Origin of the sequence: Marinobacterium iners (assembly GCF_017310015.1) — a bacterium.
GTDB lineage: Bacteria > Pseudomonadota > Gammaproteobacteria > Pseudomonadales > Balneatricaceae > Marinobacterium > Marinobacterium iners.
The window spans coordinates 2,087,020-2,104,416 of record NZ_CP022297.1; the positions used below are offsets into that span (position 1 = coordinate 2,087,020).

Consider the following 17,397-nt stretch of genomic DNA (forward strand, 5'->3'; position numbering starts at 1 on the left):
TCAATCCTTGTATTCAGACTCAAGCTTCATCGCGATGTCACGAAACTCCGATAGCGCTGACTCAGCATCAACTCCGGAGTCCTTAACCGATGCTAACCAAGCCTCATCAAGCCCTTCAGCGACACGCACAAACTCTTCGGCCATTGGGTCACCCTTTTTGACCACATTGACCTGTACTCCCTTAGCTATACTCTCCTGCAGCGCTTCATCACCACAGCGTTCCCATTCAGCCCCTGCCAGGCGTGACAGCCGTTCACCCGAAACGGAAAGAAGCGCTGTACGATTTTCCTCAGACAGCGAATCCAGGAAATCAGGGTTGATGAAGAATGCAAAGCTGGTCTGGTACATACCTCCAGGGAGGAGTGTCAGGTTACGTGCGACTTCATTCAAACGTATAGTTCGCTGCTCACATACAGGCAGAAACGTGCCATCAATAACACCCTGTTGCATCATCTCATATACTTTGGGTGCGGGTGCGCCAACCCCAACAACCTTCATTCGCTCACCCAGTGCATTCATGACACCACCACCAAGGCGCATCTTTTTCCCTTCCAGGTCTGCCAATGAGGTAATTGGTTCAATTGTATGAATCTGCCCCGGTGCATGAGTAAAGAGGCCTACAACTTCTACGCCATCAAACTCTCTTGCCTTACTCAGATACTTTTCATGTACACGCCAATAGGCTGTCGAAGCCGCCTCGGCGTTAGCGCTGTACAATGGCAGCTCTGCCAGTTGTGTCAGTTCAAACCGGCCTGGTACATACCCTGTTGAAGACCAAGCCGCATCCACAACGCCATCTTCAACCTGTGTAAACAAATCTTTAGGGTGGCCGAGGTTATATTCAATTTTAATTTTGACTTCACCTTTCGTAGCCTCTTCGATCCATTTACCCCAAGTGGGGATAACTACTGCATTTTGCGGATGTGAAGGCGGCAGCCAACTAGCCACATGTAATGTTGTCTCACCATAGGCCATACCACTCAAAGCAAAAGTGGTGGCAATCACAGAGTAAATCTTATTTATTTTTTTCATTGTTTTACCTCTATTATTGATTTAATTCAAATAATGAACTTTTCTATTTCTGACTCTTTCCATTCAAAACCTGCACCTGGCTCATCAGACAATACAGCCCTGCCATCACAGAATTTGAGTGACGAGTCCACAACCGATTTTGCAATATCCAGCCTTTCCAACCAGTGTGCGGTTTCTGTTACCGTTAGCAGATGTGCACTAAACTCCTGAAATAAATGACTGGACATAGGTTTTGCATAAGCCTCAGCCAAAGCAGCGGCCTTGATCCAACCCGTAACACCACCTATTTTCATAATATCTGGCATGGCAAAATCATTCGCCCCTAGACGCAGAGTCTTAATCATATCTTCGGTGCCAAGCCAGTTCTCACCAACCTGAACAGGTATATTGACCCTTTCCTTAACCTGTCGACAGGCCTCATCATCAAAATAAGAAACAGGCTCCTCAACCCAGTAGACTCCTTCCGACTCCAAAGCGTTTATACGATTAATCGCTTCGGGAACAGAAAGCCCCTGATTATAGTCAACCATAATTTTTATATTTTCACCGGCAGCTTCTCGAATCCGCCGAATAACGGCGATATCCTCGTTTACATGCGAATAGCCGATCTTGGTTTTTACGCCTTTGAAACCTTGTGAGGCAGCATTCTCAGCACGCATTGCGGCAAGTTCTATTCCATCCATACTGTGGCTGTCATAGCTCTTTATTTCTTTTTTACTGCCACCAAGTAGCTTATAAAGAGGCAAGTTGGCAGACTTTGAAAAGGCATCCCAAAGAGCCATATCAATGCCAGAGCCAGCCATTCGCATTAAACCCGTGTAGCCAAGCAGCTTGAATTTGTTTTCAAGCATCTGGTTGATGGCCACAGGCTCCAGACGACTCTCAAGGATGAGTCCACTCAGTGACTCAGTAAGCGTCTTTAACGCACTGAGCACTACAGGCGAGTATGCAAATATATATGACCTTCCAACAACATTTGCATCTGTATGAATATCAATCAGAACCAACGGTGATGTATCAACAACACCTATAGCAGTATATACCGGATACTCAAGTGGAACATTAACAGCCCTCACGTCCACTTTTTTTATAAAAATATCTGACATAATTTTATACCTCAGCTATAAATAAAGCTTTTATCTAACTGGTTAATATCCGCGCAGCCAATATGTGCCAGCGTGCGATCCACATCATCCTTGAGCATTTGAATCATCTCGCCAACGCCCTCTTCTCCACGGGCCGCCAAGGCCCAAAGCAATGGTCGCCCAATCAGCGTCGCCTCAGCCCCCAGAGCGACCGCCTTTACAATGTCTGATCCACGTCTAATGCCACTATCGATCATCACTGAAATATCGACCGAAGATGCAGCACGCTCCAGGATCTGAATGGGAGCAATACAACTATCCAGCTGTCTCCCACCATGGTTTGACAGGACAACACCATCGATGCCCATTTCTGCACATCGTTTAACATCTTCCACTGAATTAATCCCTTTAACGACAAGCCGATGTGGCCACTGATCCCTAAGCCATCTCAAGTCTTCCCAGTTAAAACTTGCATCCATCTTTCTGCTCATTAAGGCTGCCTGAACCTCAATGTCATTCAGTTCGGCCGTTTCGAAATTAGCCAGTTTTGGCATTCCATTCTTGAGCAGGTTCAACGACCAGGCCGGATGCAAAGCACCATCCAATATCGTTCTGGGTGTGTATTTAGCCGGTAGTGAAAATCCGTTACGGAGATCTCGTTCACGGTAGCCATTGACACCGACATCAACCGTCAGAATCAGAACCTGGTAGCCGCTATTTTTTGCCCTTTCCACAAACTGCTTCGCCAGCTCACGATGAATGACGTACAGCTGAAACCAAAGCTCTCCATCACAGGCTTTTGCCACCTCTTCGATGGAAGCGTTTGAAGCCGTAGACAGTGAAAATGGAATACCAGCCTTGGCAGCTGCTCGGGCAATTTTTACATCGCCATTTGAACTGAACATTCCATTCAACCCTGTTGGGGCCACAGCAAAAGGCGCTTGCTGGCTTTTACCCAGAATGGTTCGGCTAATGTTTCTACTACCAACATCCAGCAGCCTTTTAGGAGCAAATTTTATTTTTTCTATTTCACTCAGGTTATGCTGTAGACCTACTTCATTATCAGCACCACCTTCGAGATAATCAAAAACCATCTTTGGTAATTTAGACTTTGCTGCCCGACGATAGTCATTGTGGCTAATCATTTTCATTTTCAAAACCTGAATTCATCTTTAATTCGGTACTTGTAGAATCGAAACAATATTCGGAAAGGTCAACACGACAATCAGGACAGTAATTTGAAGTCCAACAAAGGGAAGTGCTGCAGCATATACCTGTGTCAGTTTCGTTGATCCGGGCGCTACTCCTTGCATAACCAGTAGCAGTAACCCAAAAGGAGGAGTTAGAAGGCTAATTTCCATCGCAATCAAGACCAAAACGCCAAACCAGACAAGGTCAATTCCTGTCGTATGAACCAAGGGAATGAAGAAAGGAAGTGTCAACATGATCATACTTATTTGATCAACAAAACATCCCAGCACCAGCAAGGTCAACAGCATAAGAATTACCAGGTGGATGCTTGTCAGCTGAAGATTGGAAACTGCTTCAAGAAGGCCAGTTGTAGCACCTGAGAACGATAGTATTTGTGAAAAAGTCGTCGATGCTACCAGGATAAAAAGAATAGAAGCTGATAACTTGGCGGTTTCAGTGAGCGCAACAAATATTTTATTAATATTAATGGACTTATATAAAAATGCAGCCACAAGCGCAGCAACCACACCAAATGCAGCCGACTCAGTTGGAGATGCCAAACCAAATACAAGAGAGCCGACTACCGCGAAGAAGATGATAAAAAGAGGTACAACATCCTTCAGGAAAGGCGTCCATTTACTCCCTTTTGGGTTCTTCAAGTCATGGTCACAGGGTGCCAATGACGGATTCATTGCACAACGTACAATGACGTACAAGAGAGTGACTACACCAATCATGATGCCTGGAACAACACCCGCTATTAAAAGCTTACTGATCGAAATACCGCCTAAACTGGCCAAAGTTACTGCCAATGCGGAAGGCGGAATTAATATAGCAATGCCTCCTACCGCCAAGATCGGCCCCATCGCCATCGTTGGGTGGTATCCCTTGCGCGTCATTTCAGGCAAGAGCGAACTCCCCATCATGGCAGTATTGGCAATACTGGAACCTGACAAGGTCGCAAAGGCGGTGCCTCCCAGCACCGAGACAATACTCAGGCGTCCAGGTACCGCCGAAATAAGCCGTTCAATTGCAGAAATTGTACGCTGTGCCAGCCCTGTATGAAAAAGCAGCTCCCCCATTAGAATAAACAGCGGCACTGGTACAAGAGAAAATAAATTAATGGCTTCAGCTGAGTTTCTCGCCATCTGAATGAGGCCAAATTCCCCTCCCAAAAAAACAAATGCACCCAGTAAATTCACACAGAAAAATGCGAAAACAACGGGAAGGCCTGAAAGCATTAATATAAAAAGAGTCGAAAAAAGAAATCCTATTGCGATATACCATTCCATGATCTATGCCTCCGCCCCAAATGATCGAATCGAAAACTCAACACAGATGAAAAACAAGCTCACAACTGGAAACACCAGTATTAAATATTCTGGTATCACTATTGTTTTTATTAGTAAGCTCTCTTCATGAATAGAATGATAAAGGATATATGAGAATAGCCCAAGCAATATAAAAGATATTCCAAGGCCAACCAGGCTTATCAACCTACCAAGTATTGCTTTCTTTAGTCCGGTCATGTTTTTCACTAATACATCAACGGAAACATGGCAACCTTCTTTAAGCACCCAAGGTGCAGCCAAAAAAGTAGAGACTGTCAGACCATACTCTGACAGCTCTACAACCCATGAGAAAGAGGCGATATCCAAATTACGAAGGATGACATTTAAAAACACCATCACTGACATCAATAGAATCGTCAAGCCGGAGGCTACAACCATAGTTATCAAGGTGCGTTCATAAAGAATACGCATGATAATAAACCTTTATTTTTATTATAGATAATCATTAATCAATTATTTCTTTTATTCTCTTAGTCGTTTCCTCATCGTTATCCAGAAGCTCTCTCCATGCCGCGTCGTAAGCTACTTTCAAATATCGTTCTTTTTCGTTTCCTTCCAAAGTGAGCGTTTGAATACCGGCGTCTTGCTGTAGCTTCCGCTCGTTCTGACTGATTGCTGCATTATTATCATTCAGTGATTCAAGCCACAGTGCTTTTTGGGTCAAATAGTCACGCTGCTCTTTTGTCAGCTTGCTACTCCATGTTCTCTCATTGACCATGACGGTTACATCGGCCTGGTAGAAACCGGGATCAACCCGATACTTAGTTTGCTCTTGCCAACCGAGATCAAAGACTCCCTGCATTGTCCATCCATAGCCATCGACGACGCCTCGCTCAAGTGCTGTATAGACTTCACCGGGGGTTGTTTGCATTACAGAAGCTCCAAGCTCTTCGAAAAAAGCACGGTATATCGGCGTAATCCGTAACCGCTGTCCTTCCAAATTGGCTGAAGTCAAAGGCTTATTGGTATAAAGATGGAATTCGTTGCCATAATTGGTATAAGCCAGAAGATGAACATTCATCTCCTCTTTCCAGATCTTTTGGAGCTGAGACCACTTGCCTGCTGCACGAAGCTCCTGTGGCGAATATCGGGTCAATTTCAATGAGTCGGCCGCAGGCATGACATTACTGTAAAAAGCACCGGTGGATAGAATCATGTCTACAACGCCATTCTTGATTGCATTACCTATCTGAAAAGGAGGCATCGCTTCAGGACCACCGACATAGCGAATTCTAACCGGTGCGTTCTTGTCCTCGTTGATACTAGCAACAAATTGATCAAAACCTTTTGATATCGCAGTTCCCTTATTGAAGGCTGAAATAGCTGATATCTCAACTTGATCACCTGCAATTGAAACCGATGTGTAGCCTGAAAACATAATAGCTAGTGAAAGAGGAAGATATTTATTGATTTTATTTTTATTCATCATATAAACCATCTTATCTTATTATTAGAATGGATAAATAATCGGTTTTTCAGTAAAGCTTACCCACTGAACCTCGGTAAACTCTTCAATATTCGCCAAGCCACCAAAGCGACCGCCATTTCCTGAGTCCCCCATCCCTCCGAAAGGCACGTGAAATTCGTTATTTACGGTTTGGTCATTAATATGAACCATACCCGCCTTCAGCCGGTCGGCCAGTGAGAATGCAACTCCGTAATTTTGTGTATGAATAGCGGCTGCCAGACCATAATCAGAACGTAATACCTGCTCTACCAAGTGGTCTTCATCCTTGAACGTTACAACCGGGACGACTGGGCCAAACAGCTCTTCTGCACAAGCTCTGTTACTGACGTCAACATTTGCCAAGATTGTAGGTTCATAGAAGAGCCTTTCTCCTTTTCCGCCCGTAATCAGGCGCGCACCCTGTTGGAGGCTCTCCTGCACGATGCCGTCAACTCGACGGTACTGGGCCTCATTAATCAGCGGGCCTATCTCGACTTCCTGACGATAGGGGTCACCAATGCGCAGTTTTCTGGCACGTTCAGCGAGTTTCTGTATATATTCATCAGCAACACTTTCATGGACGAAATGACGACCTGCCTGCATACAGATCTGCCCCTGATGCAGGAAACTGCCCCAGGCGCCATTGGAAGCAGCAGCATCCAGATCGGCATCGGCTAGCACGATAAAGGCATTATTGCCCCCTAGCTCAAGGGCTGCTTTTTTCAGCCGTCCGCCACATTTACTGCCGATTTTCTTGCCAACAGGTGTGGAACCTGTAAACGAAATCATTGCAACCGATTCATTCTCGACCAGTGCCTCACCGGCGATCACATCGCCGGGAACTACCGAAAAAACACCGGCGGGCAGACCAGCCTCTTCAAATGCACGCGCCATGAGCAAGCCACCAGTGACTGCACTTTGATGATCTGGTTTCAAAACAACCGCATTACCCAATGCAATGGCAGGTGCCACCGAGCGCATTGCCAACAACAGAGGGAAGTTCCAGGGCGCTATGACACCAATGACCCCCAAAGCTACATGGCGCACGATATTACGACGCCCGGGGACCGATGATGGATAAGTAGCGCCATCCGGATACATGGTCAGTGCCGCCGACGCGTTCAACTGCTCAATGGCCGCCTGCAATTCCCACTCAGCCTTGGGACGAATGGATCCACATTCACGGATATTCCATTCGATAAATAATTCAGCATTTTCTCTCATAACCTCAGCAACTTTGCGGAGACAGTCCGCGCGCTGATTAAAGGGTGTTGCCGCCCATTTACCCTGGGCAGCTTTAGAGCTGGAAACGGCCTTATCAACGTCAATAGCTGTGGTGAGAACAATTTTTCCCAAGGCATTTCCTGTTGCAGGCTCCAGGATATCCGCCACCTCGCCAGTGCTATCACACCAGCGGCCATCAAAAAATTTATTACTGTAATCTGAAATATTAAAATTCATGATCAACCCCATCTTGTTTTTATAATTTAACTTCAATCAACGAAGGCCCATTACTTTCCAATGCCGCTGCAAGTGAAAGCTTAAAGGATTTCAATGAATCAACATGTTCAGACTTGACGCCATATCCCTCAGCAATTTTCACGAAATCGACACCTTCAATTTCCAACCCAGGCGCACTATCGACATCGAAGAGTTCAGCAAACCATCTCAATGCCATATAGCCATTATTATTTAAAACAATGAATATGGCGGGTATTTGATATCGCACAGCTGTCCAGAGTGCGGAAATGCTGTAGTGCATGGAGCCATCACCAATAAAGGCAATGACTTGCCTGCACGGACAAGCCATCTGGACGCCAAGAGCGGCAGGCAGTGCAAATCCCAAACCACCGGCGGCAGCAAAATAGTAGCTGCCTGATGTTGCCATCGTCAGACGTGACCAGAGGGTTGCAAGTGTCGATGTGGCTTCATTCAGATAGATACTGTTTGCAGGTGCAATTTCTTCAACGCAGTCAAACAGGTTTTCGACCGTCAGCGCAGCACCATCATCTGTATTTCTGACAACGTCCTGTTTGAAAACCGGGCAATCAGCTTCTTTCTCAGGCAGTGCCGCATACAACTGTTCTACGAAAGGCTGGATACCGGTGATCAGCGCATCACCCATGGGGGCACGTGCGGCCTCGTCAGCATCACTGGTGACATGTACGAGCTGAGCTCCTTGAGGCAGTAGTGCCCCCGGATCCTTCTGGTGATAACGGAACACTGGGCCGCCAATAACCAGAATGAAATCATGCGACTTGATCTTGTCACACAGAGAAGCCTCTCCTGCCGGCAAGATGCCCGCGAAGCAACGATGATTTGTCGGGAAAGGGCAGCGTGGAGCAGAAGGCGCAACCCAGGCCGGGGCGTTCATGCGTTCCGCCAGTCTTGCGACCAGATCATTACAACCCGCGCTGTCGACTTCAGGCCCCAAGACCAGAACCGGGGACTGGGCCTGTGCTATCCTTTCCCGCAAATCCTGGATCGTGGACGGATCAACGCAAGCGACCTGAACGACCTTCCGGTCCAGTAGAAGATCAAGATTTTCACGCGCAGGTTCTTCCCAGTCATCATACGGGATAGAGACATATACGGGCCCGGGAGCATCAGAGACCGCCAGGTTGATTGCACGGTTGATACTGTAAGGTACTTCCTGAGGACTAAGCGGCTCGTAACTGTCCTTGACCAATGGCTTGGGCAACGTGGTCGCATCCGTATTTTTCAGCAAGGGATCGCTGAATACCATGCTTCGTGCCTGCTGACCCGAGGTGACCACGATGGGTGAATGCGAGTTACGTGAATTGGTCAGAGCCCCCATCGCATTGCCGGTTCCAGCCGCCGAGTGCAGATTTACAAAGGATGGCTGACCACTTGCCTGAGCATAACCATCAGCCATTCCAACAACCACGCCTTCATCGAGGCAGAGTACGTACTGAAAGTCGGCAGGAAAATCTTTAAGGAAGTGAAGCTCATTCGAGCCAGGGTTCCCAAAGACAGTATCAATTTTGTGGTTACGTAATATCTGATACACAGCATCTTTGACTGTCGGCACTTGCTTGGTCATGTTTGAGCCTTCATGTTTCTTTTTTTCATACACTATCAACGCCAAACATATCGATCCAATCAATATTTTTTGCTATAAGATATAGATTGAATTTATATCTATAGGGTAACTATGTTGCGCAAATCAGACCTCAGCCTAGTGAAGGTTTTCCTCGCGATTTATGAAAACGGGAGCCTCAGCCGAGCCGCCGAAGAGCTTAATATCACCCAGCCTTCCGTCAGTTACTCCCTGTCGCGTTTGAGAGAGCTGCTCAACGACCCTCTGTTCACACGCACACGTGATGGTATGATCCCGACCTTCGCAGCTGACCAGTTCTATCAGGTGTTTCATGAGTCCATCTGCAAAATCGAACGTAACTATTCAGTTGGCTTGATTTAAAAAGTTTTCGGATTATCGCTTGGCGCTGCCATGAAGGTCGGCAAACGTCCTTCGAACAACAGTGTCAACGCCTCGGAACCACTCAGGTTTTGCTTGCGCGCCGTCGACAGATAGCTGCGCACACGACAGAAGATCTGTGCCCCATCCATCGAGCGGAAGCAGCCAGAGATCTTCTGCTGCACCTTGAGCATACGGATATCACGCTCGCCTTGGTTGTTCGTAAAGGGGACCGCCGGATCGTCCAGAAAGCGCAAAACATCTGCCTCATAGTCGCGCAACCGCTCCAGCAGGTTGCGCGCCCGAGAGCGTTTGAGCCGACCACGCTTGCCCTGCCGTTGGTTTTCATCCGGTGGCGGACACTCGTCTTCCGCTTTTTTGAGGCATTGCCGGTAGGCCTTTCGCCACCCTTCTGCCTTTTCAGGCGGCAGGCTGCCGCCCGCACTCTTAACGGCATCCTCCATGGTGCACAACAGGGTTTGCATGCGCTGCGCCCAGGTCTGTTTGTCCTGCTCCCAGGCGCGCTGAAGCTCGCGCAGATGGTGGGCATTACAGAGCGCATGCCGGCACTGATAGCGGTAGTACGGTTTCCAGTGGTCATGACAAAGCACGCCGTGGAAGCGCGGCAGGATACCGATGGCCTCCATCGCCTCGTGACCCCGGTGAGCATGGGGCGCCAGCCAGGTCAGGTCATCATTCGAGGCGCAATGCAGCCAGCGGCGTTGGCCACCGATGTTGATGCTGGTTTCATCGGCGTGAATCAGCACCGACTCGGCCAGACGGTCCTTAACCCAGTGCTCGAAGCCCTCAGCTTTGTCGAAAGCGTCTTGGTTGAAGTTGAACAGCGACCCTGCGCTGAGCGGGATACCAACCTGATCCTCAAAGTATTCGCGGACACGTTCGTAGGGCAGCAGCTGGTACTGCGACAGATACACCGCATGCGCTTTCAAGCGGGGACCATACTGCACCGGACGATCAACACCGGCCGGGAATGGCGCTGTGACGCGTTGCCCCTGTTCGTTCTCCAGGATCTCGGCCTGGTACTCGGTCACGAAGCGGCTGATATCCAGATCGAAGACCTGACGCTTTTCATAGCCGACCACGCGGAATGCGCTGCCCTTAGGCAGGGTGCGCCGGTCGACCTTCACGGTCTTGATCGCATCCGGCTCCTCGACCCGTTGCAGCGTCTTGCCAATACGGCCAGGCTGTCCGCCCGGTTTACGCTCACCTTTACTGCGGCTCTTCTTGGGCCGGTTCGGATCCTGGGAGGGCGGCGTACTGCTGTTGGTACTGTTCGTGTTGAGCCGGCCGGTCATCATCTGGATCAGCACCATCATCATCTCAATGGCTGCGCGCAGAGATGGCGAGAGTGTCTTGTCGTCCTGGAGCTGTTGTCTGACGTTCGCCAAGATGGCGTCGACATCCATATTGCTGATCTTCATGAGCCTGAGTATCGTCGATTGATGGCCTATTATCGCACGACTTTTTCAGGTCAAATTTTTCGCTTTGTGTGCGGATCTGAGCAACTTTTACATTGCTCCCACGCTCCGAGACATAGAGCTCCGCCAGACGCCACAGAGTGGCGGTACGGCACCTTGAGGCAGGCTTTAAAGCGAAATACCGACTGTCACTGGACTGGGAGATATTTTGACAAAAAACCTGTCAAGAACTTTTTGCAGGAACTTGAGCTGAATAGTTACAATCGAACAAGCCATTGCAGATGCTCGTCAGTTTGAGCCCAAGACCTCGACACGAACCTTCCGTATAGCTCTATCTGATCTTGGCGAATTTTATTTATTGCCAAAACTACTAAGAGATATTCATATCAAGGCGCCCAACTGCAAGGTAGAAGTTGTAACTACTGAGATAGAAAAAGTCGAAGATTGGCTCTCACAAGAACGAATTGATTTGGCTGTAGGGAATCTTAGTTTTCTGAAAGGACGAACACTTCATAAGAAACTATTCGATGAACATTATCAATGTATCCTCTCCACAAAACACACTCGGATTCGGGGAGAGCCGACCCTAGACGAATTTCTTAACGAAAATCATATCTTCATTTCAAAAGCAAGCGGGCACTTTTACATCAATGACTATTTGGGTGAACGAGGCAAACAGATAAACATCGCTCTACATATACCTCATTTTTCTGCGCTGCCTGGTATCATCCCTGATAGCGATCTGATAGCTTGCCTACCCAGCCGGGTTGCAAAAGAATTTACCTCACCCGGAAACCTGGTATCTTTTCCTTTACCTTTCCCTACCCCAGAATTTGAAGTATCTCTATACTGGACTGAATCAACTGATGATCCTTCAGCTTTACGCTGGCTCTGCGAAGTCGCCTACCACGCGCTTAAAGATATTTGACTTAAAAAGTCTCCGGCTTCAACTTTATCAATCGCATGCACAACATATAATAAAAAGGCCAGTCACAAGGCCGGCCCCTTATCGTCGTAGTGCTTTTTAACCAAGCACTAACAGACATGAATCATTCCTGCTTCTGAGCTTCATACTCACGAGCGATTTTACGCAGTTCTGCCAGGGCCGCAGCGGCATCTATGTCGAGGTCCGCAACACTGTCGATCCACGCCTGATCCATGCCCTCGGACAACTTCAGGAAATCCTGAGTAAACGGGGCATTTTGGTCATGTTCAATAATGGTTACACCCTGCTCTCGCGCGAATTCCAGACCTTCATAGTCGGTTTCTTCCCAGGCCTTGCCAGCCAGCGCAGACAGCTTTTCACCGGACACGCTCATGATCGCTTCACGGTCTTTCGGGTCCAGATCAGCCAGGAAGTCCGGGTTGATGAAGATTGAAAATGTACCCATGTACATCCCGCCGGGGATTGTGGTCAGATACTTTGTCACTTCCGCCAGACGCTGTGCTTTCTGCTGTCCCACAGGCAGCAGAGTGCCATCCACCACGCCCTGCTGCATCATTTCGTACAGCTTTGTGGCGGGCGCCGATACCGGCGCAGCCTGAAGCCGCTCGGCAATATCGGCCTGTACACCACCACCGATACGGATCTTCTTGCCCTTGATATCGTCAATACGTTCAATGGGAATGGTCGTCATCAGCTGGCCCGGCCCGTGGGTGAACATCCCCACCACTTCAAGCCCCGAGAACTCATCTGCAGACTGAAAGTATTTTTGCTGTACACGCCAAAGCCCAACGGAGGCCGCCTCGGCACCCACCCCCATACCCGGCTGCTCTGCCACCATGGGCAGCCTGAAGCGTCCTGGCACATAACCGTGATAGCTGAAACCGGCATCAATGACGCCGTCTTCAACCAGCTGGAAATAGGACTTCGGATGCCCCACATCGTATTCAACCTTGACCTTCACACGCCCCTCGGTCGCCTCTTCAACCCACTTCGCCCAGGTCGGCCAAACAACCGAATTCTGCACAGACGTCGGGGGCAACCAGGTACCGACGACCATGGTCGTTTCCGCACTCACCACGCCAGAACACCCAAGGCCTGCAATCAAGGAAAGCCCCACACCATATTTTTTATTGTCTTAAGCATTGTGTATCCTTTTTATTTTGGTTTCTTGGTGAAAGAACCACTTTCAAAAAGCTCAATGAGTTGAGCCAACTCTTCCCGCATACTCTTCTCTGAATTTTGCGAGAAATTATTCTTTATCAGCTGCTTGGTTCTAATAACGGCTTCGGTTGGTAACAAAGCAAGCCCCTCTGCACTTTTCATTGCAGTATTGAAGGCTTCGCCATCCTCACACACCTCGTTTACAAAACCCTTTTCACAGAACCCCCGAGTTCAACAGTTAGCGTTATAAGCTATTGATTTGTATAGGCGGCACTGCAAAATGCTCCACTACACGATCAGGTTATCGGGGCCAACGCTGGGTTTTTCGATACTAAGGGCCTTGAAGATATCCAGCTGCTCACGGCTCATGCTGGACACGCCTGTCACGGTGCTGCCACCGAGTGTGGCCTGGTGATACTGGATACGCCGCAGCTGCTCCAGTGCCCGCATGGGTGAGTGTTCAGAGCCTGCTGCCTTTAAGCGCATCCGCATCACGCGGTGCAGAACCAAAGCGATAAAGCAGATCATGGCATGGGCTCTGATCCGCTCTGGCAGCCGGTGGTACACCGGGCCGATTTCGATATCCGATTTCAGCGCCTTGAAGCCTCGCTCGATGTCTGCCAGTGATTTGTAGTGTTTGACCACCTCTGTTGGTGATAGATCCTTGACGTTGGTGACCAGCAGCAGTTTGCCATCCATCAGGCGCGCACGTTTCAGGGCTTTTTCGTCAATATCGTAGCTGAACAACTCACTTTTCAGGTCAATACGCACGATTTTGGCCAACGAGGATTCGCTGACCTCTTTGTATAAACGGGCTGTTGCGCCGCCATCAGACAGTTTGCGTCCGCGTGTGGTCTTGCCTTCATCCTGCCGGATAAGCTTCTCGGTCAGGCACTGTGCTTCCTCTTCGATCGCGTTGATTCTGGCATCACGGGCCGCGGTTTCATCGGCGGCACGTACGGGATCGTGGGCTACGATCAGGCGCTGCTCCTGCCACTGAGTCTCTGTGATCACTTCCGCTTCGGAGGAGTCAAAAACCGTGCGCTGCAACGGCTCCAGGATCGGTTCGAAGTCACTATAACGACGCCCGGGAACCGCCAGAATAAACTCAACCGGTTGACCGTTCGGCAGCGTCATCTGCTTCAGCTCATCCAGGTTATCGACCGACAGTAACCCACGGTCCGCAACCACGACAATGCGCTTAACCGGGAAGCGCTCAATGATCGTTTTCAGGGTGGGCTGAAGCGTTTTAACTTCTGCGGTGTTGCCTTCAAACACCTCGTGATACAGCGGCAGTCCTTCGGCCGTCTGAACCATGCCCAACATGACCTGACGACGGATGCCGCCGTCCTTGGAACGCCCGTACTGCCTGAGTTCTTCGTCCTGCTCGGTCAAGCCTTCGGCACGGATGGTGGTCATGTCGTAGAAGACGACTGACAGTTCCTGATCGATCAGCGGGCGCAGCAGTTCAGTGACTTTGTCATTGACGGCATCACGTTGAGTATTAAGCGCATCCATTGCCCGCAGCAGGTGCTGATGGTCGACTTTTTTGATACTGCCAACACCGGGAACACAGACAGTCTCCAGCCAGCGCAGCACGCCCAGTTTGGAGTCCGGCGAGGTCAGGCGATTCATGACCATAATGCGGATCAAGGCTTCGATCTGGATGCTGTGACGCGTACCGCGGAAGGCTTTGCGCAGCTGTTCAAAGCCGAGCGCATTCCAGAGCTGAGTCAGTGCCCAGACATCACCCAAGGTACGAGATGACTCAAAGCTGACGGCGGGCTTATCCGGTAGCGATCGCCCGGTAATCCGGCACAGACCTTCGACCACGGACTCCAGCTCATCACCGAGCTTGTCGAGACGGCCGAGGGTCGCAATCGTGCGTTGTTTTGGGCGGCCGTTCTCGTCTCGATAGGCTTCAACGAGCTGCACATACTTGCGAGGGCCGGACTTGGTGACTTTGACGTACATGCCATGACTTTATCATCTCTTTATGACCTTTAAAACAGAAAAGATATCCACAGGCATGCCACTACAAGGTTTTAGGCGTCTAAAAAGCGGAAACCCGCATGAATACTGGGCTGAGGCGTGTAAAAGAGACGATTTTCAGTGGATAACTGTCGAACTCGGGAGAACCGATCCGCTTTCCAGGTTCGGCCAAGGACAAGCAACTCCGTTGCAATACAGTGAGTTGAAAAGTTTGGAATAATGAATGTTGCGGCAAACTCAGGACACAGCCCAAGGCTCGTAAACGGCATTTTGAAGAAGCTGCTTCGTCCTGCATAAACCAGATCGCAATGCAAAAGCAGCGTCACACCAATACCGACTGCAAAACCTTCAACAGCCGCGATTATTGGCTTTTTGCATTGACTCATCCTGAGCATGAACTTAAATACCGGATGCGATTCATTCTGTATTGGATTATTAATAAAATCCTCAACATCATGACCGCTGCAAAAATATTCTTCATGTCCGGTGATCACAATGGATTTTATTTCGGCATTTTTTTCTGCTTGGGTTAAAAACTCCGAGAGTAATGTATATGCATTAATATCCAGTGCATTCTTTCTGGCAGGATTGACGATTCTGATCACCATCACAGAGCCGTGAACATCCCTGCGGACACAAGGTTCGGGTCGCATATCAGGTTCCTTTGTGTTCAGCATCTGGAACCGGACCGGCTCCAGATGCGATTACGTCAGGCTAGAAATCCGGGAACTGTTGACGAAGTGCTCGTTTCAGAAGCTTTCCGGACGTGTTTTTGGGCAACTGCTGCACGAAATGCACGTGCTTGGGTACCTTGAAAGGCGCCAGGTTTTCTCTGGCATGCCGGATCAAGCTCTCCGCATTCGGATCGGCTTCAGGTCGCAGTACGACAACCGCTGCAATGGCTTCAATCCATTTTTCATCCGGCACGCCAATCACCGCCACTTCATCGACGTCAGGGTGCGTGTAAAGCGCTTCCTCAACGTCGCGACTGGCAACCAGCACCCCACCGGTATTCACGATGTCCTTGATGCGATCCACAATCCAGATGTAGCCCTCCTCATCGCGATAACCGAGATCACCCGAGTGAAACCAGCCACCGGCAAAGGCCTCTTCGGTTTGCTCGGGCTTGTCCCAGTACCCGACCATCAACTGTGGTGACCGGTGCACCAGCTCACCCTGTTGCCCTGGCGCACACTCTTCGCCGGTCGCAGGGTCAACAATCCGTGTTTCAACATTGAAAATGGGACGACCGCAGGATGCGGGCCGCTCAGCATGCTCTTCCGGTGTCAACACCGTGGCCAGGGGTGCAATTTCGCTTTGCCCATAGCAGTTATAAAGCCCGGAGTCGGGCAGACGCTCACCCAACTCTTTCACGATGGGCTCCGGCATGATGGATGCGCCGTAATACAGCTTTTGCAAATGCTGCAGCTCTGATTCGACAAACTGCGGATGGCGCAGCAACGCGATCCAAACGGTAGGAGGTGCAAAGAAGCTGTTCAACCGCTTCTGTTTAAGCTGCTGCAGTATCAGCTCGGGGGTCGGTGTATCCAGCAGGCAAGTGTAGGCACCCGATAACAGGGCCGGCATGGTAAACACATGCATCTGAGCGGAATGATACAGCGGCAGTGCCGCCAGACAGCGGTCGGTCTTCTTGATATCCAGATGCAACAGGCAGCTTACATATTCAGCCATCAGGGAGCGGTGCGTGTGCATCGCGCCCTTTGGATCTGACGTTGTACCGGAGGTGTACAAAATCTGGACCACGTCATTCTCATCCAGTACAAGCTCCGGCGGGTGCTCACTTCCGGCGCCCTGTGCCACCATCAGCACATCGGTTTTACCTTCCACCCTGGCGTTACTGTGCAAGCTGCCTTGTATGCTCAGGTTCAGCTGGTCGCATACAGCATCGATGTGCCCCTTGAGGCTGTCGTCTGCAAACAGGGCGCGTGCACCCGATTGCGTCAGGACATACACCAGCTCACGTTCGGTCAGTGAAAAATTCACGGGCACATGGATCAGACCCGCACGGGTGCAGGCAAGCCAGAGAATCAGGTAGGCATCAGAGTTTTTTCCATACGCGGCAACACGGTCCCCCTTGTTAAGCCCCTGCGCCAGCATGTGGTTTGCGACTTTATTGACGGCCGCGTTCAGCTCACGATAGGACCAGCAACGGTCCGCATACTCCAGGGCTATCTGCTGAGGATGCTGCACGGCAGCCCTGTGCAGAGCATCCCCGATGGTATTGCGATTGGCACGATCAATCTGCTTTTGGGTTTGAGCTTCCGAATTCATATTCACCTCTCGTTATTATTT

The 17,397-nt window shown here is 49.6% G+C and carries 16 protein-coding genes; 2 read left to right on the top strand and 14 right to left on the bottom strand.

The features are described 5' to 3' along the window. From CFI10_RS10015 to mdlC, 8 genes are read right to left on the bottom strand one after another with little or no spacing between them, the layout of a single operon-like run. Positions 1-1,032: a TRAP transporter substrate-binding protein gene (locus CFI10_RS10015; protein ID WP_091828109.1), complete on the bottom strand. Its 1,032-nt coding sequence runs from the start codon at positions 1,030-1,032 to the stop codon at positions 1-3. A gap of 26 nt (positions 1,033-1,058) precedes the next feature. Next, positions 1,059-2,138, bottom strand: a complete 1,080-nt coding sequence (locus tag CFI10_RS10020; protein ID WP_206834302.1) for an enolase C-terminal domain-like protein — start codon at positions 2,136-2,138, stop codon at positions 1,059-1,061. Positions 2,139-2,149: 11 nt separating this feature from the next. Then, positions 2,150-3,268, bottom strand: a complete 1,119-nt coding sequence (locus CFI10_RS10025) for an alpha-hydroxy-acid oxidizing protein (RefSeq protein ID WP_206834304.1) — start codon at positions 3,266-3,268, stop codon at positions 2,150-2,152. 21 nt (positions 3,269-3,289) lie between these two features. Then, complete coding sequence (locus CFI10_RS10030; protein ID WP_206834306.1) at positions 3,290-4,600, bottom strand: TRAP transporter large permease; 1,311 nt, start codon at positions 4,598-4,600, stop codon at positions 3,290-3,292. Positions 4,601-4,603: 3 nt separating this feature from the next. Beyond that, a complete protein-coding gene (locus CFI10_RS10035; protein ID WP_091828105.1) occupies positions 4,604-5,071 on the bottom strand; it encodes a TRAP transporter small permease in 468 nt (155 codons plus the stop codon). Positions 5,072-5,105: 34 nt separating this feature from the next. Next, positions 5,106-6,089: a TRAP transporter substrate-binding protein DctP gene (gene dctP, locus CFI10_RS10040; protein WP_206834308.1), complete on the bottom strand. Its 984-nt coding sequence runs from the start codon at positions 6,087-6,089 to the stop codon at positions 5,106-5,108. Between the two features lie 21 nt (positions 6,090-6,110). Continuing rightward, a complete protein-coding gene (locus CFI10_RS10045) occupies positions 6,111-7,568 on the bottom strand; it encodes an aldehyde dehydrogenase family protein (protein WP_206834309.1) in 1,458 nt (485 codons plus the stop codon). 19 nt (positions 7,569-7,587) lie between these two features. Then, positions 7,588-9,171: a benzoylformate decarboxylase gene (gene mdlC, locus CFI10_RS10050; protein ID WP_242529949.1), complete on the bottom strand. Its 1,584-nt coding sequence runs from the start codon at positions 9,169-9,171 to the stop codon at positions 7,588-7,590. A gap of 138 nt (positions 9,172-9,309) precedes the next feature. Between mdlC and CFI10_RS10055 the strand changes: the two genes are divergently transcribed. Further along, positions 9,310-9,549, top strand: a complete 240-nt coding sequence (locus tag CFI10_RS10055; RefSeq protein ID WP_242529950.1) for a helix-turn-helix domain-containing protein — start codon at positions 9,310-9,312, stop codon at positions 9,547-9,549. On the opposite strand, the gene tnpC is transcribed toward CFI10_RS10055, so the two are convergent. Then, positions 9,546-10,988 carry an IS66 family transposase gene (gene tnpC, locus CFI10_RS10060; protein ID WP_206834310.1) on the bottom strand — a complete coding sequence of 481 codons (1,443 nt, stop codon included), beginning with the start codon at positions 10,986-10,988 and terminating at the stop codon, positions 9,546-9,548. The genes CFI10_RS10055 and tnpC overlap by 4 nt on opposite strands. A gap of 271 nt (positions 10,989-11,259) precedes the next feature. Here tnpC and CFI10_RS10065 point away from each other — a divergent pair, with 271 nt between their 5' ends. After that, on the top strand, positions 11,260-11,913 hold the full coding sequence (locus CFI10_RS10065) for a LysR substrate-binding domain-containing protein (RefSeq protein WP_277987758.1): 654 nt from the start codon (positions 11,260-11,262) through the stop codon (positions 11,911-11,913). Between the two features lie 121 nt (positions 11,914-12,034). On the opposite strand, the gene CFI10_RS10070 is transcribed toward CFI10_RS10065, so the two are convergent. The 5 genes from CFI10_RS10070 to CFI10_RS10090 form a co-directional block, all read right to left on the bottom strand. After that, positions 12,035-13,006 (bottom strand): TRAP transporter substrate-binding protein, encoded by a 972-nt coding sequence (locus CFI10_RS10070; RefSeq protein WP_242529952.1) that lies wholly within the window; start codon positions 13,004-13,006, stop codon positions 12,035-12,037. 80 nt (positions 13,007-13,086) lie between these two features. Then, the gene (locus CFI10_RS10075; protein ID WP_206834311.1) at positions 13,087-13,287 is read right to left on the bottom strand and encodes a hypothetical protein; all 201 of its coding nucleotides are present in this window, start codon (positions 13,285-13,287) and stop codon (positions 13,087-13,089) included. Positions 13,288-13,380: 93 nt separating this feature from the next. Further along, entirely contained in the window at positions 13,381-15,066 is a 1,686-nt protein-coding gene (locus tag CFI10_RS10080; RefSeq protein ID WP_206834312.1) for an IS1634 family transposase, read from the bottom strand. Positions 15,067-15,137: 71 nt separating this feature from the next. Continuing rightward, positions 15,138-15,737 (bottom strand): enoyl-CoA hydratase-related protein, encoded by a 600-nt coding sequence (locus CFI10_RS10085; protein ID WP_206834313.1) that lies wholly within the window; start codon positions 15,735-15,737, stop codon positions 15,138-15,140. A 61-nt stretch (positions 15,738-15,798) separates the two neighbouring features. After that, positions 15,799-17,376, bottom strand: coding sequence for a fatty acyl-CoA synthetase (locus CFI10_RS10090; protein ID WP_206834314.1), 1,578 nt, complete (start codon positions 17,374-17,376; stop codon positions 15,799-15,801). Positions 17,377-17,397 lie beyond the last annotated feature (21 nt).